The sequence below is a fragment of the Pseudomonas sp. NFX5 genome, from assembly GCF_049132125.1.
In the GTDB taxonomy this organism is placed as follows: Bacteria; Pseudomonadota; Gammaproteobacteria; order Pseudomonadales; family Pseudomonadaceae; genus Aquipseudomonas; species Aquipseudomonas marginalis.
The window spans coordinates 131,798-154,441 of the sequence record NZ_JAFMZG010000044.1; the positions used below are offsets into that span (position 1 = coordinate 131,798).

Sequence of the window (22,644 nt, forward strand, 5' to 3'; positions counted from 1 at the left end):
CCTGTTTATTCATCCCGCCGAGTGCGGGATTTTTCGTTTCTGGAGAGTACCCCATGGCCGATATCGCCATTTTTGAAGATGACGCGTTCAGCGTTTCCTCCCTGACCGCTGCAATCAATGATCAGGAATACTTGCCGGGCCGCATCAGCAGCCTGGGCCTGTTTCGCGAAGAGGGCATCAGCACGATCACTGTTCAGATCGAGAAGGACGGCGACACTCTGGCACTGGTGCCAGCGGGTGAGCGCGGTACCTCTGGCCTGGTGGTCGGCGCGACCAGGCGTCAACTGATCCCTTTCAACACCGTGCACCTGCCGGAACGCTTCACCATCAAGGCTGATGAGATCCAGGGCATTCGCGCTTTTGGCTCGCGTAGCGAGTTGCAGTCTGTGCAGGATGTGGTCAACAAGCGTCTGGCAAAAGCTCGCCGTCAGCTGGATGCCACTCACGAATTCCAGCGCATGGGGGCCTTGAACGGCCAGGTGTTGGATGCTGACGGTAAGACCGTGCTGCTGGACATCTATAAAACTTTCGGCGTCCAGCGCAAGAAATTGCCGATGGGCCTGGGCAACCCGGACACTGAACTGCGTGTGCGCGCCGGCGAAGCGCTCGACATGCAAGAAGAGGCGCTGGGCAGCATTACCAGCACTGGCTCTCGCGCCTTCTGCGGTAAGAACTTCTGGAACAAGCTGATCGTCCACAAGTCGGTCAAAGAAACCTATCTCAATACTATGCAGGCCGCCGCCCTGCGTGGCGATGCCCGGGAAAGCTTCGAGTTCGGCGGGATCGTCTGGGAGCGCTATCGCGGCAAAGTGGCCGGCATTTCGTTCGTCCATGACGATAAGGCTCTGCTGATTCCCGAAGGTGTCCCTGACCTGTACATCTCTTCGTTCGCACCGGCTGACTACATGGAAACGGTCAACACTCAAGGCATCCCGTACTACAGCAAGATCGAGCCGCTGCCCTTCAACAAGGGTGTAGCAGGTGAAGCCCAGTCCAACCCGCTGCACCTGTGCACGCGTCCCCTGGCGCAGATCCTGCTGGAACTCTGATCATGGCGTTTCGCGATCTGATCGAGGACATCGACGACGTGGTCTTCGAAACCCTGGGTGATTCAGCCCAGATCGAAGGCCGCGCCGAGCCGGTGCTGGGCATGTTCATGGCGCCATGGAAGGCGCCGCAGTTTGGCAAGACCCAAACGGCCATCCGAGAGCCGCGCTTTGAGATCCGCGTACGAGATTCGGACGGCCTGATCAAAGGCCTGCGCGTCACCGTCGATCTGCCTGTGCTGGACGGCGGCGGGGAATATGACCTGCTGCAGCTGGAGCCTGGTGGTGACGGCCTGGTGGCCCTGATCTTGAGGAAGCGTCCATGAGTGTCGGCAGCTACGCACAGCAAAAACGCGACGGTGGGTTGATCAACATTCAGCCGTCACTGGCAGACCTGAAGCGCTTTCAGGACTTCGGCCGGCTGGTGCCAAAGGCAGCAGCTGCTGCACAGCGGCGAGCGATCAACAAAACCCTCGGGTGGCTGCGTACCCACATCGCCAGGGCAGTGGGTAAGCAAGAGCGCATCGCCATTGGCGCCGTCCGGCAACGTTTGCGGGCTTACCCCACCAGCGGCGGTGCGATGCGAGGCAAGTTGTGGTTCGGCCTCAACGCGATCGAGGCCAGCCGCATAGGTCGGGTGCGTCAGACCAGCAGGGGGGTGTCGGTAGCGGGGCGTCGGTATCAGGGTGCGTTTTACAAACAGGTGTACGGCAACAGTGCCGATATCTGGATCCGTACTGCGAGCAAGCACTTCAACAGCGATGATTACCCTGAGGCGACTCAGGGCCGTCGGCGCAGTGGTTTCGTTGAGGAAAACGACAACCGCTTTCCTTTGGCGAAAGCCAAGGTATCGCTGGAGCAAGCCCGGCCGCACTTTGAGGCGTGGATCAAACGCGCCGATGAACAGCTGCTGGTTGTCCTTGAGCAAGAGCTCAACTACGAACTGCAGAAGTATCTGAAGGGGAGCGCCAATGTCCGATGAGCCGTTCAGCCTGAGTCAGCTGTACCAGGCTATCGAGCAACACCTGACGGAGCATCTGTCGGGCATCAAGGCGGTTGTGTTTTGGCCGGATATACAGGAAAACCAAGGCATTCCACTGCCGTCTGTTTTTCTCGAAATGGCTGAGTTTGAACCGGGTATCGATATCGGTACTGGCGAATCCAGCCTGGTCTGCAAGTTTGAGGCCCGGATCATAGTTGACCCGATACAAGCCAATCACCATGAGCAAGCTGTACACCTGGTGTCGCAGTTGGCTGTGCTGCTCCGACAGCAAAGCTGGGGCCTGGAGATCAACGTCGCGCAATTTGAGCGAGCCACTCAGGATTGGACCAAGCCTGAGCTGGATGGCTATGTTGTGTGGGTAGTCGAGTGGACTCACCAAGTCTATTTGGGGGTTGAGGTTTGGCCTTTCCCTGAAGAGAAGCCCAGCATGCTTAAACTGAACCTTGAAGCGTACCCGGACATTGACAGTCCAGGGGGCGCGCCATGAGTTATCAGACGGGCGAGCATGACCGGATGATCGCGGCCATGTTGATGCCGTGTGTGGTGGTCGGGGTGGATTTGATGGCCCCGGCCGTGCGGGTCAAGTCGGGTGAGTGGGTGAGTGCCTGGGTGCGCTGGCACAGCCAGGCGGCAGGGAAGGCTCGACACTGGCGTGCGCCGAGCCTGGGCGAGCAGGGGGTTTTGATCAACCCCAGCGGCCAGGCAGGAATGGGCACGTTTGTACCTGGGCTGTATGGCGGCGCCGGTGCCCCACCGGATAATCGTGATCATGTCGAGGTGTGGCGGTTCGATGATGGCGGCTCACTGGTCTACGACTGGAAGGCCAGGAGCTACACCATCACTTTGCCCACGGGCACGGTGACCATCAAAGTAGGTGCGACCGAGGCGGTTGTTACGGATAACGCGGTGACGGTCACGACGGGCAACGTCAAGTTGATTGCAGACGTTGCCATTGAAGGTTCTTTGTCCGTCACGAAAAACGTAGCGGTCCAGGGCGCCTTGCACGCGGTGAAAGACATTACCAGTGCTGGCAAGATCATCGACGCCGGCGGCAACAGTGCGAACCATAAACACTAGTCGTTCAATTTCACAGGCCCGCCGCGTGCGGGCTTTTTTGTGCCCGGGGGAAACCATGGCCAAGACTTCTGAAACACCCGTTGCCGGCGCTGGGCCTGGCTCAACATTTCGCGACACGCTCTATACCTCTCGCACCCTGATTCTGCCCGACAGTGGCCGCGCTCTTGTGGTCCTCAAGCAGCGTGTGTCGGTGCCGGCAACTGACGCTGAAGCGCTGAATTACCTCAAATCCAATGAGGAATTCGAACTACTGCAGGAGTGACCTAGATGATCGGAATGGACCGCCACACCGGCCAGCCCATTTCGGGCACTGCGCATTTGCGGCAGAGCATCGCGGACATTTTGAGCACTCCGCTAGGCAGTCGCAGACAGCGGCCGGAGTACGGCAGCAAGTTGCGCCGTTACGTGGATCTGCCAGTAAACGAAGGCTGGAAGGGAGCGGTTCAGGCTGAGGCGAGCAGGGCGCTAGGCCGGTGGGAGCCGCGGCTGAAGCTGGAACGCGTACAGGCCGTCTCTGTCCTGGGCGGCCTGATCAAAATCCAAGTCACCGGTAGTTACGAGGGCGAAAACGTACTGCTAGAGGTAAGTGTATGAGTATCGTTGACCTGTCGGAATTGCCGGCGCCGGACGTTCTTGAGCCTCTAGATTTTGAGGAGGTGTATACGGAATCGCTCGGTGTCTTCCGTGAATTCATGGGCGACAACTGGAGTGCACCCCTTGAGAGTGATCCGGTGGTCAAGTTGCTGGAAGCCGGTGCTTATGCGCGCATTGGTGATCGCGCCCGGGTAAACGATGCAGCCAAGGCGTTGATGCTCGCGCATGCGATTCGTGGCGACCTCGATCAGTTGGGGGCGAACGTCAACACGCCGCGCCTGGTGATCCAGGCGGAAGACCTGCGCGCAGTGCCGCCGGTGGAGAAGATCACAGAAGGCGACGAAGCCTACCGTGAGCGGATCCAGTTGGCCTATGAGGGCCTGACCACGGCGGGGCCGCGCAACAGCTACAAGCTGCATGCCCGCAATGCGTCAGCCCTGGTGGCGGATGCGTCGGCGGAAAGCCCGTCGCCGGCGTGCGTTACGGTAACGGTGCTGGGGTTGGAGGGGGATGGAGCGGTAGGCCCTGAGTTATTGGCCGTGGTAGCCCGTGCGCTCAATGACGAAAACGTTCGACCATTGGGCGACCGTGTGACGGTGCAAAGCGCCCAGGTACTGCCGTATCGCATTGACGCAGTGCTGCACATGAAAAGCCCCGGCCCTGAAAGCGCTGTCGCTCGGGCCGAAGCGGAAAGGCGCCTCGCTGCGTGGATCAATCCGCGCAAACGCCTTGGCGTCGAGGTGGCGCGTTCCGCTGTAGACGCGCAACTGCACGTACCAGGGGTTTCACGCGTTGAGTTGATCGGCTGGCAGGATCTTGCTCCGACGCAGGCACAGGCGGCGTACTGCACTGACTGCACCGTCAAGCTTGGGGAGTGACATGAAAAGCCTACTGCCGATCAATAGCACTCAGCTGGAGCGGGCGATTGAGGCGGCAAGCACGGATCAAACCGTGATTCCCCTGCGCTCGCTCTACAACCCCATGACTTGCCCCGTTCATTTGTTACCCCACCTTGCGTGGACCTGGTCTGTTGATCGCTGGGATGATCGTTGGACGGAGGCGGCCAAGCGCAATGCCATACGGGCTTCGTTTTACATCCACTCCCGCAAAGGAACCATTGGCGCACTGCGCCGCGTGGTGGAGCCGCTTGGCTACCTGCTGGAGGTGATCGAGTGGTGGCAGACGGTGCCCGAAGGCCCGCCGGCGACGTTCGCCCTTAGGGTTGGCGTACTCGATACCGGCATCACTGAAGAAATGTTCAGCGAGCTTGAGCGCCTGATTGACGACGCCAAGCCCGTGAGCCGGCATATGACCGGGCTCGACATCACGCTTGAAACGCGCCTGGACGCCTATACCGGCTTCGCTGTTTATGACGGCGACGAGATCGACGTTTACCCCTGGACTAACCCCGATATCGACGTAGTGATTCAGGGTTGTACGGGCGTTAGCGAATACACCCTAGACGAACTGGATGTGTACCCACATGGTTGATAAAAACTCTATTTTCGGCGGCATGATCACCACGCTGGGGGCCGCCAAGAAAACCAACTGCGATGCCCTCGGCGTTCCGTGGGAGCCGCGCTACATGTTGATCGGTGACGCGAACGGCGCTGACCCCGTGCCTAGCCCGACGCAAACCAAGCTGATCAATCAGGTCTACCGGGCGCAGCTCAATCAGCTGCGGGTTTCTCCCACTGACGCCAATGTTCTGATTGCTGAGGTGGTGTTGCCGCCCGACGTTGGCGGCTGGCATGTCCGCGAGCTCGCCCTAGAGGACAAGGACGGTGTGTTTAGCGCGGTGGCTAATGTGCCGCCGAGCTATAAGCCGTTGCTCGCTCAAGGGTCGGGGCGTAACCAGGTGGTGCGGATGCACATCATCACCAGCGGTACCTCGAATATTCAGCTGAAAATCGATCCAGCAGTGGTGCTGGCGACGCGTCAGTATGTCGATGAGGCGGTTAACGGCCTTCTGCCGGCAATCAAGCCTGCTGGCACCTACACCAAGGTAACGGTCAATGACCGTGGCGTGTTCGTGGCGGGTTCGAATCCGACCACGCTGGCAGGTTATGGCATCACGGACACCTACACCAAGGACCAAATCGCGGCAATGATCGCCCAGGCCTCGGCGTTGCCGGTGGGATCAGTGATTGCATTTCCCGTGAACAAGGTAGCTCCGGGCTTTCTGGAGCTGGACGGCAGCGTTAAGAGTGCAGCGGCTTATCCTGACCTAGCCACGTTCCTGGGCGGCGTGTTCAACAAGGGGGATGAGGGCGCCGGTAACTTCCGCCTGCCGGAGTCGCGAGGTGAGTTCCTGCGGGGCTGGGACCATGGGCGCGGCGTTGATGCTGGTCGTGCAGTGAGCAGCTATCAGTTGGATATGCTTAAGAGTCATGCTCACGAATATTCCCCTATGCGCGGCAGCGGGGTTGTGAACAGCGTATCCAGCAAAATTTCGGCGCAATCGGATGCGAATGCTGACAACGGTGCGACTACAGCCGCTACTGGTGGAGTTGAGACGCGGCCGCGAAACTTGGCCGTGATTTGGTGCATCAAGGCCTGGAATGCACCGATCAATCAGGGAAACATTGATATTGCTGCATTGGTGCCATTGGCGGCGCAGGCGACGGAAATCAATCGCGGTACGGCCAAGATCGCCACTCAGGCTCAGGTCCAGGAGGGCGTGGCCGACGATGTAATTGTCACTCCCAAAAAAATCCGCTGGGGCTTTTCGTTCAGCTTCGGTGTTAACAGTTACATCACCTTGCCTTTTTGGCTCGGCAGTTGGATCGTCCAGTACGGCAAAGCCATGGCCAACACGGCGAATGGAAGGCTTGTGACTTTCCCACTGGAGTTTCCAAATGCGTGCCGGTTCGCATGCCCTGGCGAAGTGAGCAGCCCCGGCGCTGCCGCCGAGTACGTGCAGATAGTTTCTACTGATAAGACCGGGATCAACGGGGTGACTTATACCAATATTGCAGGGCCTAGCGTAGGTAGTTTGACGTTCGGCTGGCTGGCGATTGGTGACTGACTTGGAGGTAGTATGAAACGCTTTTACTCTGCGCAAACTGGATGCTGCTATCTCGATAAGTTGGGGAAAATCCCGGCTGATGCCATTGAGATACCAGACTCAATTTACGATGCAGTCATCAGGAACCCCTTACCGGGCAAGGTTCGCTCGCACGACTCTCGGGGCTTGCCGGTTTTGGTAGATGCCCCGGAGGTCGTAATTGATCTGGAATCGCATGAAAGGGCTTGGCGCGACGCCGAGCTGGCTTCGGTTATGTGGTTGCGTGAGCGTCATCGGGATCAAGTCGAAATCTCGGAGCAAACGACGCTGACCGCCGAACAGTTTTCGGAGTTGCTTGTGTACATGCAGGCCCTGCGTGATTGGCCGCAATCGCCGGATTTTCCGGCCATCGAGCAGCGCCCAGCCGCGCCGGCCTGGATCGCTGAGCAAGCCCAATAGACGCCCTGCACTGACGGAGCGTTTTCTTTTCCGTTACGCGTAACAACAAACATTCCCTACGGCCTCGATTATGCGGGGCTTTTTCGTTTCTGGAGATTGCCCTATGAGTTTCTTTCACGGTGTGACCGTCACCAACGTAGACACCGGCGCCCGTACTATCTCGCTGCCATCGTCTTCGATTATCGGTCTGTGCGACACCTTCACCCCTGGGCCGAAGGCGACAGCCAAGCCTAACCAGGTGCTGCTGATTACCCGCGAAAGCGAAGCGGTGGCGGCCTGGGGCGAAGACGCGGCGATCACCAAGTCGATCAAGGCGATCTACATGCGCGCCAAGGCCGTGATCGTGGCGTGTGGTGTCGAGAAGCTGGCAACTCCAGCCCTGCAGACCTCGGCCATCATCGGCGGCGTTTTGGCTGACGGTCAGCGTACTGGCATGCAGGCGCTGCTGGACGGTAAGAGCCGTTTCAATGCTCAGCCCCGTTTGCTGATTGCCCCAGGTCACAGCGCGACCCAGGCGGTCGCCACGTCGATGGATGCACTCGCCGGCAAGTTGCGCGGCCTGGCCATCGTTGATGGCCCTAACACCACTGATGAGGCGGCCATTGCCTACGCCGAAAACTTCGGCAGTAAGCGCGTTTTTCTGGTCGATCCGGGTGTTCAGAGCTGGGACACCGTCCTCAGCGAAACCGTCGACGCGCCTGCCTCGGCCTGGGTGGCTGGCCTGTTTGCCTGGACCGATAACGAATACGGCTTCTGGGCCTCGCCGTCGAACAAGGAGTTTGTCGGCATCACCGGTACCACGCGCCCGATTGAGTTTTTGGACGGCGACGCAACGTGCCGGGCCAACCTGCTCAACAACGCGAACATCACCACGATTATCCGTGATGACGGCTACCGCCTGTGGGGCAACCGTACCTGTTCCAGTGATCCGAAGTGGGCCTTCGTGACGCGTGTGCGCACCCAGGACATCGTCATGGACGCGATCCTTTACGGGCACAAGTGGGCGGTTGACCGCTCGATCACCAAGACCTACGTCAGCGATGTGACCGAAGGCCTGGAGAATTTCATGCGCGACCTGAAAAAGCAGGGCGCGGTAATCAACTTCGAAGTGTTCCCGGACGACGAGCTGAACACTGCTAGTCAGCTGGAGCAGGGCAAAGTCTATTGGCGCATCCGTTTCACCGACGTGCCGCCGGCTGAGAACCCCACTTTCCTCGTTGAAGTCACGAATCAGTGGATCACCGAAGTCATCGAAACCAAAGCCTAAGGAGGCTTCGCAATGTCCATGATTCCCCAAACGCTGTTCATGATGAACATGTTTGTCGACGGCATGAGCTTCGCCGGCGACGTGCCCACCTTGAGCTTGCCCAAGCTGAAGATCAAAACCGGCGAGTACCAGGGCGGTGGTATGGATGCCCCCATCGATATGGACCAGGGCATGGAAAAGCTGGAGGCGTCTTTCAGCACCAAGGGCGTGCGCCGTGAGGCGATGAAGTTCTTTGGCCTGGCTGATCAGACTGCGTTCAACGCCGTGTTCCGTGGCTCCTTCAAGGGACAGAAGGGGGCCACCACGGCGGTGGTTGCCACCATTCGCGGTATGGTCTCGGAGTTGGATCCGGGCGAGTGGAAGCCGGGCGGCGACGCTGAGTTCAAGTACGCCGTCAGTGTCAGTTACTACAAGCTGGAAGTCGCTGGCGTGCGTATGTTCGAAATCGATCCTGTTAACGCGGTTCGCGTTATCAACGGCGTTGACCAACTGGCAGCTGTTCGCCGCGACCTCGGCCTTTAAGGAAAATACCCATGCCTCAAGACATCAACAAAATCCCGGAATGGCTGACGATCACCGCTGACTCGGCAACCATCAAACTGTCCAAAAGCGTCAAGGTCAATCAGGTCGAAACTGATCAGCTGACCATGCGTTCCCCAACTGTTCGTGAGGTTCGTGCCGCGACCAAAGCCGCCCCGGACGATGAGGAACAAAGCGAAATGATCCTGTTCGCTAGCCTGACGGATGCAGGCCAAAACGATCTGGGGGAACTGAGCGTGCGTGATTACAAGCGCCTGCAGGCCGCCTATTTTCGCCTGGTGCGCGAAGACTGGGTTTAACGAAGAAATACAGAGGAAGTTGGCTCAGCGGCTGGCCCGGGAAATGTCTTTCTCGGCCAGCGAGATCGAGTCTATGTCTTTCTCAACGATGATCTGGTGGCTCAAGGAGTGAGCCGCCTGGACCTTTTCGGAGTGACCCCATGGCGAACAACCTGGCGCTTGGCGTCGTCATCGGCGGTGCTATCAGTTCGACCGTCGGCGCTGCCTTCAAGGATGTTGAAGGGCGCATCAAGAAACTCAGTGACCAGGGCACCAAGGCCCGGGTACTTCAAAGCACCATTGGCGACACCATCCGCCTGCGTGATGAGTGGAAAAAAGCCCATGACACCGGCTCTGCCTCTGCAGATGGCCTGCTGAAAAAGTTGGAGACCAACCTCAGAACCCTCAAGGATCAGGGCGTCGAGGTCGGTAGGTTGCGCAACGAGTACCAGAAACTGGGCCAGGTGGCCCGTGGGGCTGAGCTTAAGGCGCTCGGTCACACTCAAATCAAGCAGGGTAAGGACGGGCTGAAAAGTTCGCTCGGCCAGGCGACGGCGCTGTCAGCGGCAGTCGCAATCCCCACCAAGATATCAGGCGACTATCAGGCGCAAATGCGCCAGATGTCGCTGTGGGCGCACACAGCCGGCACAGATGACGAAGGCAAGATGACTGCGATGGTCTCGACCATTGCGGACGACAAGGGCATGAGCCGTCAACTGCTCGCCAAGGCGGTTGGTGGCCTGATCGAAAAAGGTGTTGATTGGCAGGAAGCCAGTGCCTATGCCGGCCAGATTGCCGATCTGATCGATGGGCAGGGCATGGAAGCCGAAACCATTGCCACCTTGATCAACTCGTTCAAGGAGGCCGGGGTTAAGAAAGAGGACATGGCCGGCATGCTGGGCCAGGTCGCTGCAGCGGGGGATATCGGCGCCTTCGGTCCCAAGGACATGGCTCGGTATCTGCCGTCCATGCTCGGTAACATCAAGCGCCTGGGCATGGAAGGCCCGGAGGCGGTTCGCTTTCTGGGGGCCAGCTTGCAGTCGCAATACTCGCAAACGCAGGACTCTGCGGCCGCTGCGACCAACATGAACAATCTGTTGAACGCGGTGATCAGCAGTACCAGCCAGGAGCGCTTTGCCAAGGAAGGTTACGACCTGGCCGGCTCGATCCTGGCCGCGACGAAAAGCGGCAAGGCAGCCAACCCGGTTGACGCTTTCATCATGCTCAGTCAGGAAATGATCAAGCGTCAAGATCCAGCGAAGGCCAAAAAGATCGAGGCCCTCAAGGTCAAGATCAAGGCGGCAGCGGACGGCAGCGCCGAGGAACAGCAGGCCATGGTGGCCCTGACTGAAGCCGCGGGCCTGGCCAACATCGTCAGCGATCAGAGCGCCAGTGCGGGTTTGCTCGCGCAGATTAAATACGGCGACAAGATTAAGGCCGACATGGTCACGATCGAGAAAACCGACGGCAAGACCAAGATCGAGACGGACGCCGCCAAGGCCCGCGAAACGTCCAACCGCAGATGGGCAGAGGCCACGGCGGGAATGGAAGCTTCCATGATCAGCCTGGGTGATGGTTTGCGGCCTTTTACCGATAAGGTCGCGGATGGCCTGGGGAAGGTTGGCTATGCGCTGGCTGACCTGGCCAACAAGTACCAACCAGTTACGGCGGTGATTGCTGCGGTTGCTGCAGGCGCAGTCACGTTGGGCGCCGCGCTGAGTGCGCTCAAGATCGGCAAGGGCCTGCTGAACGTCGGCCGTGGTTCGCTGATGGGCAATCCGAACATCCCGCAAAAGGTAATCGTCACCAATCTGCCTGCAGGTGGCTTGGGCGGCCTGGATGGTGGTGTAGATGGCAGCGGCAAAGGTTGGAGGGGCGGTAAGGTGGGTGGTCGCGGGTTGGGCTTACCTAAAGGCGCCAAGCTGCCTGCGGCTCTGGCTATCATTGAGGCTGGCTACAAGATCAAAGATACCTACGACAATGCCACGACCCGCGATGAAAAGGCCGAAGGCTATGGCGAGGCGGCAGGGGGCTTGGCGGGCACACTTGCCGGCGCTGCGGCGGGTGCGGCGATTGGCTCGGCGGTGCCGATAATCGGCACGGTGGTCGGTGGGTTGCTGGGTGCCTACCTGGGCAGCCTGGGTGGCGACGCTCTGGGCGGATATTTGGGTAAGTCCTTCTTCGGCGGCGACGATGGGCTCAAGAAGATGCCCGATGCTGGTCCGTTGATGATGGTCAACGCCGGCAAAGACATTCCGCCGGTGCTCGGCGATATCGCGACGTCTTTCGCGCCTAAAGGTGATGGCTCTCTGTTGATGCCTAGCGCCGTCAAGGTGCCAGGACCGATGGGTGGCGATGTGGTGCGCTCGCTGGCTTCGCCGCCGGCCTCGAGCACTACCGCTGCAGTTTCGCTGATGGCGGTACCGCCAAAACCACCGGCGCCGAAGATCGAGCAAAAGGTCGATATCAGCGCGCCGATTCAGGTGATCGTGCAGGGCGATGTGAAGGATCCAGCGCAGCTCGCCCGTGAATTGCAGCCTTACATCGCGCAGCAACAGCGTGAAATCACTCAGCAGCTGGAAAGCCGCAAGCTCTACGACGAAGCACATCTTTGACCTGGGGGATTTATGGGCTACATGGAGCAGCTGCAATCAAGCATAAAGTCCCTCGCGGCAGCGGGTGAGACCGGCCGCCGTAGTTTGGATGGGATGATCGCGCCGGTAGACGGGGCGATCAGTGAACTCAGCGGCGCGGCCTCGGAGTTGGAAGGTATTCCGTTTGTGGGGACGGCGGTTGGCGAAAAGCTTCAGCGTGTTATGCGTGGGGTGACGGCGGCCCAGGCGAAGGTTGGCCAGGTGGTGTCGGTGTACAGCGCAGCCACCCGGGCGGCGTCTCAGATTGATGAGCGCTTGGGTGCGCTGAAGGAACAGACGGGGCGGGCGGCGACGGCGATCAACAACATCGCCGGCAAGGTCAGCCCCTCGCTGTCGGGCATTCTCCCGACTGGGGCTTTTGCTGCTGATGCCACACCGGCGCCGGAGGCAGTGAAACCCTTCCCGCACCTGATGATCATGCAGCCGCGTGATCCGAAACAACAGCCGTACTTCTTCAACCTAGACACGGCAGCCTTTGATGAGCTGCGGCGTTCGTCTGCGTTTCGCTGGGCCTCTCAGGAGCGACTGACGCGTCGACCAGCCCAGCAGGCTATCGGTATGGGTGACGAAAAGCTGACGTTGAAGGGCGCCATCTTCCCGGGCTTCAGGGGCGGCATCAAGCAACTGGACACCCTGCGAACCCTGGGGGGCAAGTTGCAGCCCATGACGCTGACCACCGGCTACGGCGACGTGTTGGGCACCTGGTGCATGACCAGTGTCGAGGAAGAACAAAGCGCGCTGCTGGGCGGCGGCATCCCGCGTAAGCAAGGCTTTACCCTGGAGTTTGTACGCTATGGCGACGACATGCAGAACGTCTGACGGGGATCTGTTGGACACCATCTGTCACAACTACTACGGCCATCTGAGCGGCACGGTGGAGGGCGTGCTCGATGCCAATCAAGGGCTGGCCGATGAGGTTCAGCCGTACCGAGCTGGTGTGGTGATTATCCTGCCGGACATGCCGGCACCGACTGAAGAACTTGTGATGCTTTGGGATTAGCCAGGCCTGGCTGTCCTTTCCATCCGTTACGCGTAACGGCCGCCAACATTTCCCCGCGTTGGCGGGGTATCTGGGTGAACCATGACCCCTCGCTTTCGCGTCGTTGCAGACGGTAAAGACATTACTGCGCTGATCAATGACCGTCTGTTATTGCTGAAAACCACTGACAAGCCCGGCATGGAGTCGGACGACTTCGAGCTGCGCATTGATGACCGCGACAGCGCCGTGGCACTGCCCAAGCGCGGCGCCGGCATTGAGATTTACCTGGGTTATGCCGAGGTGTCCATGGTGCGCCTGGGCCGTTACATGGTGGATGAGGTCGAGATATCCGGCCCGCCTAACACCATCGTCGTGCGCGGCAAGGCCGGCGACATGCGCGGTACCGGGAAGACGGTGCGCAGCGGTAGCTGGGAAGATGTGCCACTGTCCAAGATCGTTGCCGACGTGGCTGCACGCAACGGCTGGGCGCCGGTGTGCAATGTCTCCACGAACGTGCCCCGGGCTGACCAGCTCAGCGAGTCTGATTTCAACTTCATCACCCGCATTGCCAAGCAGCACGACTGCACGGCCAAGGTGGCGGATGGGAAGTTGATTGTCATGACCCGCGACGGCGGCACCAGTGCGAGCGGCAAGGCCTTGGGCGCCGTCACCATCAGGCCCGCCGATGTCAGTCGGTGGCAGTTCCGCTTAGGCGATCGCAACACGCACAAGGCGGTGGCCACCAAGCACCAGGACAAGAAAAGCGGTGAGCTGAAGCTGATCAGCTTGGACAACACGGATGCCCCCGACGGGCTGCCGGCGGTGCATACAGACCGTCATATCTACCCCAACAAGACCGCAGCTGAACAGGCAGCCAAGGCCCGGCTGACAGCCTTCAATCGGACCTCAGCGAGTGTGCGCCTCGAGATGCCTGGGCGTACCGACCTGTTTGCCGAGCGGTCGGTGAACGCCACGGGCTTTAAGGTCGGCATCGATGGCGAGTACTTGGTCGACTCAGTTGAGCAGGTATTCACTCAGGCCGGCTGGTCCACCACCGTTGAGTGCAATGGCGGCAAGAAGGGCAAGGCCAAAGCCAAAAGCAAGAAGACGAAGAAAGCCAAGGAGGTCAAGGTTCTAGAGCTTTGACGTCGAGCCGTTCTTCGTAACGTGTTGGCTAATCACTGGATCCTATATGAGAGTGGTTTTTATTTGCCAGCTTGAATCAAAGAAAGGAGTTGGCAATGGTGTGGCTTAACTTTGGTGCGTCCGGTAAGATTCGCGGCTTTGGAATTTTGGCTTCAGGGAAGATTGGTTTGTCTACTAAAAATGAAATACTCCCGCTAACCGGGCTTAGGTTTATAGCGGCATTGTATGTATTCCTTTTTCATTTCGAGCTTAGTTGGCCGTTTTCTCCGGCTGGCGTAGTTGGGCATGTGATAGCCCAAGGCGCTGTAGGGATGTCAGTTTTCTTTGTGCTGTCGGGTTTTCTTCTCGCTTATCAGTACTCTGGGAGATACGAAGATAAGAAAAGCTATTTTGTCCGGCGATTATCGCGGATCTATCCAATATATATATTGGCGGCGCTGATCACTTTGCCTTGGATATTCGGTAGTCAGGCGGGGGCAGCAAAATTGCCCGCATGGGATACAGCTGTGCTTGTCGTTACAAATATCTTCGCGCTTCAAGCTTGGGTGCCAAGTTACTTTAAGTTTTGGAATAATGGCGGAAGTTGGTCTATTTCGGTCGAGATCTTTTGTTATGCGATGCTTCCTTTTATCGCGCCCTGGATGGCGAGGTTATCGAATAAGAAGCTAGCGGCGTTTGCGGCGCTATTGTGGCTCTGCTCAGTGGCTCCTGGTCAGCTTGGGCGAGTGTGGCCGGACCTGTCGTTGGCCTTTTTCTACGCGTTACCTGCGTTTCGGCTACCTGAGTTTCTTTTGGGTGTTTGCGGGTTTCTGGCGGTTCAGAGAGGATTTCGGTTGCCTTATCCCAATTTAGCGGTTGTTATTGCTTTGCTATCATTCGTAGTGCTAATTAACTTAAGAAGGTTTGGGTTGCCATACATTGGCTATAATTGGTTTGTGCTGCCGGTGGTTGTGGTACTTGTGGTGGGTTTGTGCCAGTCCGATGGGCGTATATCAAGGTTGCTTGCAAGCGAGTGGTTTGTATGGCTTGGGAAAATAAGTTACTGTTTTTATTCTTTTCAGGCACTTGTGTTGCTGTTGTTGGTGAAGTTCCGCGTTGACTTGATTGAGGCTTTTCCTTTGCTCGAGATTAATTGGCTACTTTGTGCTTCGGCTTTTTTTGTTCTCGTGGTTTTGTCGGCGATCGGGCATCACTTTATAGAAGAGCCTTGCCGAAGAAAGATACAGAAGTGGGCAGGTGCCCGAGATTATAAGGTTGCAGCTAAAAGAGTTTCTTATTCTGTTTAATGCTTGAATAGAGTTCTTACTAAAACTGCCCGCCACTGAGCGGGCATTTTATTGCGTGGAGAAAAGCATGCCGATCACCCAGCAGCAGCTGCTGCAGATCCTCCCCAACGCCGGCCGCCAAGCCGGCGTTTTTGTTCCTGTATTGAACGCCGCCATGGGCAAGTACGGGATCGTTACGCGATTGCGCATTGCGGCGTTCATCGCACAGATCGGGCATGAGTCCGGCCATTTGACGCGCCTGGTCGAGAGCCTGAATTACCGGGCTGACCGGATCGTCGCCTTAGGCAACGCTGCGAGCCCCGGCTCTCGCTGGCGGGCCCTCGTACCGCGTGCTGCCGAGCTAGCAGGTAGCTCGGTGCGTATGGGAAATGCCGTCTATGGCGGCCGGATGGGGAACGGCCCCGAGGCTTCGGGTGAGGGCTACCTGTACCGAGGCCGTGGACCGATCCAGATTACTGGTAAGGACAACTACCGTGCCTGCGGTGATGCCATTGGCGTCGACCTGATCGGCAACCCCGAGCTGCTGGAACAGCCGCAATACGCGGCGCTATCGGCCGCTTGGTACTGGTCCGTGAGTGGGCTGAACAGCCTGGCTGATGCTGGCGACATCCAGAGCATTGGCAGTCTCATTAACACCGGCAGCAAGGGCAAGGTGCCAAATGGGGCAGCTGATCGCCTGGCGCTGTATCAGACGGCATTGCGGGTGCTGGCATGACGCCCGTGCAGAAACTGGCCTGCCTGGTGCTGCTGATCCTGGTGGCTATGGCCGCAAGCTTCGGCGCTGCCTGGCAGATGCAGGACTGGCGCCTCGGCAGGGTGGTGGCGGAGCAGGGCGCCCAGTTCGACGCGGACCTGGCCGCGATCAGCAATGCCGCAGCAGCCCAGGCCCGTGCCGAGCAGAACAAGCGCCAGGCTCTGGAACATAGCCTGGCCATCTCCGATCAACAACACATCAAGGAATTATCCGATGCCCAGCGCGACCAGGCTTTACTGCGTGACCGCCTTGCTACTGCTGATGTGCGGCTGTCAGTCCTTCTCGACTCCACGGATTCAGCCAGTGGTTGCAACGTGCCAATTAGCCCCGGCGCCGTCGGCGTGGTTCATGCAGCCCGTCGAGCCCAACTTGACCCAGCGCATGCTCAACGAATTATCGGAATCACCGATGCCGGCGACCAAGGATTGATCGCTCTGCGGGCCTGTCAGGCCTATGCAAAAGAAGTCTCTACACCGAAGTAAAAGGAGCGGCAGGGCAGGATGCGTCAACATCCTACCCGGCCACCTTCCCCGCAGATTGTCCCTGCAAGTCCAGCCAAGGCTCCTGCTTCGTGCACAAAGCGGAGCGAGCCTAGCACTGTTTATCCATACAGCAAAGGTCTTGCTTTTATGTGTCCACACCTATTATTCCTTGGATGGGCGGCAAACGCCGCCTGGCCGATCGCCTTATCCCACTCTTCCCGCCTCACGAATGCTATGTTGAAGTCTTCGCCGGCGGCGCCGCACTCTACTTCATGCGTCCCCAGGCCGCGCCTGTTGAAGTCCTCAACGACATCAACGGCGACCTGGTGACGCTTTACCGCGTCGTGCAGAACCACCTAGAAGAATTCGTGCGCCAGTTCAAATGGGCGCTCAGTTCCCGCCAGGTGTTCGAGTGGCAGAAGATGACCCGCCCGGAAACCCTCACCGACATCCAGCGTGCTGCCCGATTCTTTTACCTGCAGCACCATGCTTTTGCTGGCAAGGTCACAGGGCAGACGTTCGGCACTGCAACGACCGGCCCGGCCATCAACTTGCTGCGGATCGAGGAGAACCTGTCAGCAGCGTGGCAGCGTTTGTCCGGCACTTATGTTGAAAACTTGGGCTGGCTTGAATGTGCCGAGCGTTACGACCGTGCCCATACGTTCCACTACATGGATCCACCTTATTGGCAGACGGCCGGTTATGGCATGGATTTTCCCTTTGAGAATTACGAGCGCATGGCCGACTTCATGCGGCGCTGTAAAGGGAAGGTTATGGTCAGCATCAACGATCATCCAGACATTCGGCGGGTGTTCGAGGGTTTTCATTTTGAGACCGTAGACATTCGATACACCACGTCCAACCAACGGCAAGGAGGGAGTCAGGTTAGCGGTGAGCTGGTGATCATGAACTGGGAGCCAGCCGCACTGGGAGGGCTGTTCTGATAGCATCAAGCGTCCTTGGATGGCTCCGGCAGCAGTAAATCAGCTCCCTGGTTTTTCACGCTCCTTACTGCTTTACCCACGGCATACCACTCAAAGTCATCCGCAGGCTGGCAACATTCTTTTGCAATTTCCTCAGCCCTGGCTGGGGGAAGGTTGGGGTCAATCCATTCCCTGGCGTGCTCAGGTGTCAGCACCAACGGCTTGCGGTCGTGGATGTCCACCATGCCCTGATCACTTGCGGCGGTGATGATCACGAACCCATCGCCGTCGTGCGGATCCAGGCCAGGATGAACTTGAGCAAGCGCGCCAAAAAACATGGGCTTCTGACTCTTCAGGCGAATGAAATAGGGCTGCTTTCTCTTCGGATCGTCAGGGTCTTTGACCCACTCATACCACCCTTCACTCGGTACCAGGGCTCGGCCATGCGGCCAAAGTTGCTTAAAGAACTTTCCCGTGGTGACCGTCTCTACGCGTGCGTTGATCGGGTCGGGGCGTTTGCCCTTGGCCCAGAACGGTGCCCATCCCCATTTGACCGCATCGATGTGCAGCCCATCTTCTGCGGCGTGCAGCAACTGAACGCGTGTCGACGGAGCGACGTTGTAGCGATCAATAGCCTGAGCATCATATCCGCTAAACAGCTCTATCTGCGGACTCAGCTCTTGAATGAAGATCGCCATCCCTTCGTACTGCACGAATCGCCCACACATACGCACCTCCCGCTTGTCTAAATCCCCTACAGAAAAATTGACCGCAAGCGTCCTACAAAGTTAACTGTACATTCATACAGTAAATGTAAAAGGCCGCATCATGAGCTTCACCATTCTAGGTCCCATCGCTGAGGTCGGCGCGAAGTTGCCGTTGTGCTCGTTCCAGGTTCCGGCCGGCTTTCCCTCGCCGGCAGCGGATCACATCGAGCAGCACATCTCATTGGATGAGGTCCTGAATATCCGCGCACCCCATGTGTACCTGGTCGCAATTACCGGTGAGAGCATGCAGGGCGTCGGGATCTTCGAGGGTGATCTGGCCGTGGTGGATCGTGCTATTGAGCCGATCCACGGGCATGTGGTGGTGGCACTACTTAACAATGAGCCCGTCTGCAAGCGTTTGTGTAAGCGTGGCCAGGAGGTGGTCCTGCTTTCCGAAAACCCCAAATACCCGGCTCGGTACGTTCTTGAAGGGGATGAGCTGTCAATCTGGGGTGTGATCACCAGCACAGTGCGCAGCCATGTCTAAGCAGCGACCGACCTTTGCGCTGGTTGACTGCAACAGCTTCTATGCCAGTTGCGAGCGGGTATTCCGGCCGGACTTGGCGAAGGTACCCATCGTGGTGCTGAGCAATAACGACGGCTGTGTCATAGCACGCAGTTACGACGCGAAGCCTTTCATTAAGATGGGCGAGCCCTATTTCCAGATCAAGCATAAGCTCAAGCAGCACGGCATTGTGCCGTTCTCCTCGAACTATGCGCTTTACGGCGACATGAGCGAGCGGGTAATGAGCCTGATCGAGGCAATGGTGCCTGCAGTTGAGGTGTATAGCATCGATGAGGCATTTGCTGACTTGACCGGTATCTGTGGGTTGGATGCCTTAGGCCGGCAGATTCGCGCCCAGGTGCTTCGCTGCACCGGTATCCCGGTTGGGGTTGGTATCGCTCATACAAAGACTCTGGCCAAACTGGCTAACCACACCGCGAAGCGCTTGCAGTCCCAAACTGGAGGAGTGGTCAACATCACGGACCCGACCAAGCGCGACTGGGTGTTACGCAATACTGATGTGGCCGAAGTGTGGGGGGTTGGCCGTAAGATGAAGCTCCACCTGGATACTTTGGGGATAAAGTCAGCCATGGACTTGGCTAAGGCTGACCCGTGGATGCTCCGCAAGAAGTTCAGCGTTGTGATCGAGAAGACGGCCAGGGAGTTGAGTGGTACGCCGTGCCTCGAGCTGGACGAGCCGGATCCGCCAAAGCAGGAGATCTGCTGTAGCCGCATGTTTGGCAGGCGACTGACGGACCTGCCACCCATCAAGGAAGCGGTGGCCACCTACATGATGCGAGCTTCTGAAAAGCTCCGTGCTCAGAACTCGCTTTGTAAGAAGGTGCGCGTGTGTATCCGCACCGGCATGTTCAATCCAGATGAGGCGAAATACGCCAATGGAGTGGTGGTCGATATGCCGTATCCCACGGATGACGTGCGTCTGCTCACTAAAGCAGCAGTAGACTCCCTTGATCGAATCTTTCGGCCAGGATTCAAGTACAGCAAGGCAGAGGTGATGTTGCTCAACCTGTGCCAACCCGGCGAGTACACCGATGATCTGTTTGCAATATCGCAACCAGCCGAGGCTACTCGTGTTATGACTGTGCTCGATCAGATCAATGGGCGTTGGGGCAGAGGAACGCTTCGCTCGGCCAGTGTCCCAACAGATCCGGATTGGGGAATGCGGCGTGAAATAATGAGCCAAAGCTATACGACCAAGATCGATCAACTTTGGACTGTTAAATGTAGATAAAAAATTATCTAGGCTCTAACTCTTGAACTCTATATTTGCTGCGCTCTGTTGCTTTAGAAATTCTGGGTGGTGTAGTTATGAATCGTAGTGAATTAAGGCTTGTTGAGCAATGCTGGTCATGGAGGTGAAGTACATGCTAGATATATTTTATATGCTGTTGACAGTTGTTATTCCTGTGGCTTTAACTACATTGGGTGTGGTGTTGTGTATAGGGTATGGGGCGGGTGTAAAAACTAAGATTCTTTCTGTATTCGATTTGAATTCTGAGCATGGCTTGATTAAGCAGGGGTTGTTATGGCTGGCAATCGGCATTCCTCTGAGTCTAGGTTTAGCTTTCGGTGTTTGGGCGTGGGTGGGATATAGCTTGAATTTGAGCGCAGATGGATACAGGACATTCATCGAGATTAGCATTTTGCCGTTGGCGATAATGTCAATTTCTTTACCCTTGGCAGGACTTGTTTCACGTTTTCACTCTACTCAGCAAGCGGCAAAGCAAATCTCTATAACAATGATTAAAAATAATTTGGATGCTTTCGCAGCTCATCGAAAAGGTATGTTGGAGTACTTTTCCGGTTTCGAGGATATGACGTATTTTGATGAGTATAAGTTTAAGTACAAAACCCACCCGGTTCTTCATAAGCGTTTTTTCAGTGGGTCTCCTGAAAAAGGGTGGCCTAGTAGAAATGAATCGTCATTTGAATCTTTGGAAAGGCTGCTAGAACAGGCGGCGGTGTTTCTGATCCCTGTTTTAAATGAAACATCGTTGCGTAGGTTGGATGATTATCTTCATGCTTCACTTAATATATATAGTGCGGCAGATGCGTTACATATCAAAGAAATAACACATGATATGGCGCGCAGCGGGGTATACGTTAAATGGGAAAACAGTGAAGGTGGAGTTTTTACTATAGGTCTCAAAACTTTAGAAACTCTGGCGGCTCTGCGATTTGTAAGGGAGTATTATAATAATTTTTGTGATTTTTCCGGACGACCTCGAATGAAGCTATCCAACGAACTAGAAACCGTATTTCTGAAAACTGAATATTGGCTTAAGAAAGGTGATTACATCGAATCTATACACTTGCACGACCTAGTAGTGCTAGTTGAAGCAGGGGGGGCTGAATACGGAGAAAAGCATCCGCGAGCTGAGAAGGTGGAAAAATGACGTGGATTAGCATTACCATGGCGCTCAGATCGCTCCCACGATGATTGATAGGAGAATCCCATGGTTGAAGTTTTGCTAGGACTCATTGCTGGTCTCTTGGGGGTGATATGCATCCTTGCGTTTGGAATCCTCTTTAACTTGTCCCAAGTCAAGACCGGAATTTCGTCGCTCATTCAGACCACGGCAGTTCTTCACGACATAAGTGCCGACCAAAGCAAAATTTTAGAATCGACTACGGCTCACCTAGAGCAATTAGTTGAGGCGTCTGTAAACACTGAGCGGAGTATTGCGGACATCAAAGATGTTACTGACGTTATTTATCGGTACAAATTGCCAAATGCGGCTGAGAGAGCGTTTCTGGACCAGGTGGAGATCGACAACGAGGTTTCGAACGGCATTCTGAACTCTGGTGGACGTCAGACATAACAGGGCGCTAAGTCCAATCCATGATCGGAGAGTGGGGAGGACGAGCCGTGAGGCGCGCGGATGGGGCAAAAATGGGGCAATCCGTACGCCAATCTATGCCATTCCATGCCAATTAAGCGTTTATGCAGCCTCATGCATGAGCGCATTACACCCAGCAACCACGGACTTTTCCCCTCCAATTTCCCACATACCCCTACATAATCGGGGTGTGCTTTGTTAGTGACGATTGGTACGTAACCTCGCCAGGCCCTGCTTGATGTGCCCAGCGTTTTCGCCGATCACGAATAGCGCACCACGTACGTTATTGCCAATCTCATCCAGGCCTTGCTTTTCGCTTTGGAGAGCCAATTCCATCAGAGCCGCTTCTAACGCGAGCTGATTCTCGTACATTCGTTCAAGCAAATCCGGAAGTGAGTATTCCTCTGACATGTGTGCAATCTCATCGAAAAGGCCTAAGCATAGCAGGGGCCTGCCAAACTGATGCTTGCTTAAAAGTTACTACAAGGCCGGCCGCTCAATGCCCGGTGAGCATAGCTGGCGGTGGTTTTGACGAAGGCTATGTCCAATCCATCATCGGACAGCATAGGCAGGAAGGACAGGACACGTCATCACGAATGGGGCAAAAATGGGGCAAACCGTACGCCACCTATGCCAATTATGCATTTATGCAACCCTGTGTGAACTGGCTGTAGAGCCAGCAACCACGAGGCTATCTTTCAAAATCCCCCACATACCCTTACACAATCGGGATGTGCTCAATCAAAGTTTTTGGGTCCGTAGCTTAGCTAGACTTTGCTTGATGTGGCCTGCGTTTTCACCGATAACGAACAATGCACCACGTACATTTTCGCCGACGTCAGCCAATCCTTGCCTTTCATTTTGAAGGGTTAACTCCATCAACGCCGCTTCCAGTGCGAGCTGGTTTTCATATATCCTCTCCAGCAAATCCGAAAGTGAGTATTCTCTAGTCATGTACTTTATCTCAATTCTGTAAAAGTATAGGAGGGGGCTAGATTAATATTTTTTTGCCTGAT

At 56.8% G+C, this 22,644-nt stretch carries 29 protein-coding genes; 26 read left to right on the plus strand and 3 right to left on the minus strand.

What is annotated here, in order from left to right; all coding sequences use genetic code 11:
• Positions 1-53: 53 nt before the first annotated feature.
• From J1N02_RS28590 to J1N02_RS28695, 22 genes are all read left to right on the plus strand, one after another.
• On the plus strand, positions 54-1,049 hold the full coding sequence (locus J1N02_RS28590) for a major capsid protein (protein WP_405125756.1): 996 nt from the start codon (positions 54-56) through the stop codon (positions 1,047-1,049).
• Between the two features lie 2 nt (positions 1,050-1,051).
• A complete protein-coding gene (locus J1N02_RS28595; RefSeq protein ID WP_034106725.1) occupies positions 1,052-1,372 on the plus strand; it encodes a head-tail joining protein in 321 nt (106 codons plus the stop codon).
• Positions 1,369-2,028 carry a hypothetical protein gene (locus tag J1N02_RS28600; protein WP_405125757.1) on the plus strand — a complete coding sequence of 220 codons (660 nt, stop codon included), beginning with the start codon at positions 1,369-1,371 and terminating at the stop codon, positions 2,026-2,028. Before J1N02_RS28595 ends, J1N02_RS28600 begins: the two co-directional genes overlap by 4 nt.
• Positions 2,018-2,536, plus strand: coding sequence for a hypothetical protein (locus J1N02_RS28605; RefSeq protein ID WP_277784025.1), 519 nt, complete (start codon positions 2,018-2,020; stop codon positions 2,534-2,536). Before J1N02_RS28600 ends, J1N02_RS28605 begins: the two co-directional genes overlap by 11 nt.
• The gene (locus tag J1N02_RS28610; protein WP_405125758.1) at positions 2,533-3,126 is read left to right on the plus strand and encodes a phage baseplate assembly protein V; all 594 of its coding nucleotides are present in this window, start codon (positions 2,533-2,535) and stop codon (positions 3,124-3,126) included. The genes J1N02_RS28605 and J1N02_RS28610 overlap by 4 nt, the downstream gene beginning before the upstream one ends.
• A 55-nt stretch (positions 3,127-3,181) precedes the next feature.
• Positions 3,182-3,388: a hypothetical protein gene (locus J1N02_RS28615; RefSeq protein WP_421148106.1), complete on the plus strand. Its 207-nt coding sequence runs from the start codon at positions 3,182-3,184 to the stop codon at positions 3,386-3,388.
• A gap of 5 nt (positions 3,389-3,393) precedes the next feature.
• Positions 3,394-3,720: a GPW/gp25 family protein gene (locus J1N02_RS28620; protein ID WP_305386355.1), complete on the plus strand. Its 327-nt coding sequence runs from the start codon at positions 3,394-3,396 to the stop codon at positions 3,718-3,720.
• Positions 3,717-4,598 (plus strand): baseplate assembly protein, encoded by an 882-nt coding sequence (locus J1N02_RS28625; protein ID WP_405125760.1) that lies wholly within the window; start codon positions 3,717-3,719, stop codon positions 4,596-4,598. Before J1N02_RS28620 ends, J1N02_RS28625 begins: the two co-directional genes overlap by 4 nt.
• A gap of 1 nt (position 4,599) precedes the next feature.
• On the plus strand, positions 4,600-5,211 hold the full coding sequence (locus J1N02_RS28630; RefSeq protein WP_421148107.1) for a phage tail protein I: 612 nt from the start codon (positions 4,600-4,602) through the stop codon (positions 5,209-5,211).
• Entirely contained in the window at positions 5,204-6,748 is a 1,545-nt protein-coding gene (locus J1N02_RS28635; protein ID WP_421148108.1) for a phage tail protein, read from the plus strand. The genes J1N02_RS28630 and J1N02_RS28635 overlap by 8 nt, the downstream gene beginning before the upstream one ends.
• Positions 6,749-6,760: 12 nt before the next feature.
• Complete coding sequence (locus J1N02_RS28640) at positions 6,761-7,186, plus strand: phage tail assembly chaperone (RefSeq protein ID WP_405125763.1); 426 nt, start codon at positions 6,761-6,763, stop codon at positions 7,184-7,186.
• A gap of 103 nt (positions 7,187-7,289) precedes the next feature.
• Positions 7,290-8,453 (plus strand): phage tail sheath subtilisin-like domain-containing protein, encoded by a 1,164-nt coding sequence (locus J1N02_RS28645; protein WP_405125764.1) that lies wholly within the window; start codon positions 7,290-7,292, stop codon positions 8,451-8,453.
• An 18-nt stretch (positions 8,454-8,471) separates the two neighbouring features.
• A complete protein-coding gene (locus J1N02_RS28650; RefSeq protein WP_368944754.1) occupies positions 8,472-8,975 on the plus strand; it encodes a phage major tail tube protein in 504 nt (167 codons plus the stop codon).
• A gap of 11 nt (positions 8,976-8,986) precedes the next feature.
• Positions 8,987-9,292 (plus strand): phage tail assembly protein, encoded by a 306-nt coding sequence (locus tag J1N02_RS28655; protein ID WP_405125765.1) that lies wholly within the window; start codon positions 8,987-8,989, stop codon positions 9,290-9,292.
• A gap of 140 nt (positions 9,293-9,432) precedes the next feature.
• A complete protein-coding gene (locus J1N02_RS28660; RefSeq protein WP_421148109.1) occupies positions 9,433-11,886 on the plus strand; it encodes a phage tail tape measure protein in 2,454 nt (817 codons plus the stop codon).
• A 12-nt stretch (positions 11,887-11,898) separates the two neighbouring features.
• Complete coding sequence (locus tag J1N02_RS28665) at positions 11,899-12,744, plus strand: phage tail protein (RefSeq protein WP_405125767.1); 846 nt, start codon at positions 11,899-11,901, stop codon at positions 12,742-12,744.
• Positions 12,719-12,925 (plus strand): tail protein X, encoded by a 207-nt coding sequence (locus J1N02_RS28670; RefSeq protein ID WP_405125768.1) that lies wholly within the window; start codon positions 12,719-12,721, stop codon positions 12,923-12,925. Before J1N02_RS28665 ends, J1N02_RS28670 begins: the two co-directional genes overlap by 26 nt.
• A gap of 81 nt (positions 12,926-13,006) precedes the next feature.
• Complete coding sequence (locus tag J1N02_RS28675; protein WP_405125769.1) at positions 13,007-14,050, plus strand: phage late control D family protein; 1,044 nt, start codon at positions 13,007-13,009, stop codon at positions 14,048-14,050.
• 95 nt (positions 14,051-14,145) lie between these two features.
• Complete coding sequence (locus J1N02_RS28680) at positions 14,146-15,336, plus strand: acyltransferase family protein (RefSeq protein WP_421148110.1); 1,191 nt, start codon at positions 14,146-14,148, stop codon at positions 15,334-15,336.
• Between the two features lie 67 nt (positions 15,337-15,403).
• A complete protein-coding gene (locus J1N02_RS28685; RefSeq protein WP_421148111.1) occupies positions 15,404-16,051 on the plus strand; it encodes a glycoside hydrolase family 19 protein in 648 nt (215 codons plus the stop codon).
• Positions 16,048-16,572 (plus strand): lysis protein, encoded by a 525-nt coding sequence (locus J1N02_RS28690; RefSeq protein WP_421148112.1) that lies wholly within the window; start codon positions 16,048-16,050, stop codon positions 16,570-16,572. Before J1N02_RS28685 ends, J1N02_RS28690 begins: the two co-directional genes overlap by 4 nt.
• Before the next feature lie 149 nt (positions 16,573-16,721).
• The gene (locus J1N02_RS28695; protein WP_405125773.1) at positions 16,722-17,516 is read left to right on the plus strand and encodes a DNA adenine methylase; all 795 of its coding nucleotides are present in this window, start codon (positions 16,722-16,724) and stop codon (positions 17,514-17,516) included.
• Between the two features lie 5 nt (positions 17,517-17,521).
• Here the strand turns inward: J1N02_RS28695 and J1N02_RS28700 are convergent, their stop codons facing one another.
• Positions 17,522-18,223: an SOS response-associated peptidase family protein gene (locus J1N02_RS28700; RefSeq protein WP_421148113.1), complete on the minus strand. Its 702-nt coding sequence runs from the start codon at positions 18,221-18,223 to the stop codon at positions 17,522-17,524.
• A 100-nt stretch (positions 18,224-18,323) separates the two neighbouring features.
• On the opposite strand from J1N02_RS28700, the gene J1N02_RS28705 reads away from it, so the two are divergent.
• The 4 genes from J1N02_RS28705 to J1N02_RS28720 all read left to right on the plus strand — a co-directional run bounded on the left by J1N02_RS28705 (position 18,324) and on the right by J1N02_RS28720 (position 21,610).
• A complete protein-coding gene (locus J1N02_RS28705) occupies positions 18,324-18,749 on the plus strand; it encodes a LexA family protein (RefSeq protein ID WP_093546878.1) in 426 nt (141 codons plus the stop codon).
• Positions 18,742-20,019 (plus strand): translesion error-prone DNA polymerase V subunit UmuC, encoded by a 1,278-nt coding sequence (gene umuC, locus J1N02_RS28710; protein ID WP_405125775.1) that lies wholly within the window; start codon positions 18,742-18,744, stop codon positions 20,017-20,019. Before J1N02_RS28705 ends, umuC begins: the two co-directional genes overlap by 8 nt.
• 133 nt (positions 20,020-20,152) lie before the next feature.
• Positions 20,153-21,184, plus strand: coding sequence for a hypothetical protein (locus J1N02_RS28715; protein WP_405125776.1), 1,032 nt, complete (start codon positions 20,153-20,155; stop codon positions 21,182-21,184).
• A 60-nt stretch (positions 21,185-21,244) separates the two neighbouring features.
• The gene (locus J1N02_RS28720; protein WP_421148114.1) at positions 21,245-21,610 is read left to right on the plus strand and encodes a hypothetical protein; all 366 of its coding nucleotides are present in this window, start codon (positions 21,245-21,247) and stop codon (positions 21,608-21,610) included.
• A 216-nt stretch (positions 21,611-21,826) separates the two neighbouring features.
• On the opposite strand, the gene J1N02_RS28725 is transcribed toward J1N02_RS28720, so the two are convergent.
• Positions 21,827-22,039: a hypothetical protein gene (locus tag J1N02_RS28725; RefSeq protein WP_405125778.1), complete on the minus strand. Its 213-nt coding sequence runs from the start codon at positions 22,037-22,039 to the stop codon at positions 21,827-21,829.
• 330 nt (positions 22,040-22,369) lie between these two features.
• On the minus strand, positions 22,370-22,582 hold the full coding sequence (locus tag J1N02_RS28730; RefSeq protein WP_421148115.1) for a hypothetical protein: 213 nt from the start codon (positions 22,580-22,582) through the stop codon (positions 22,370-22,372).
• Positions 22,583-22,644 lie beyond the last annotated feature (62 nt).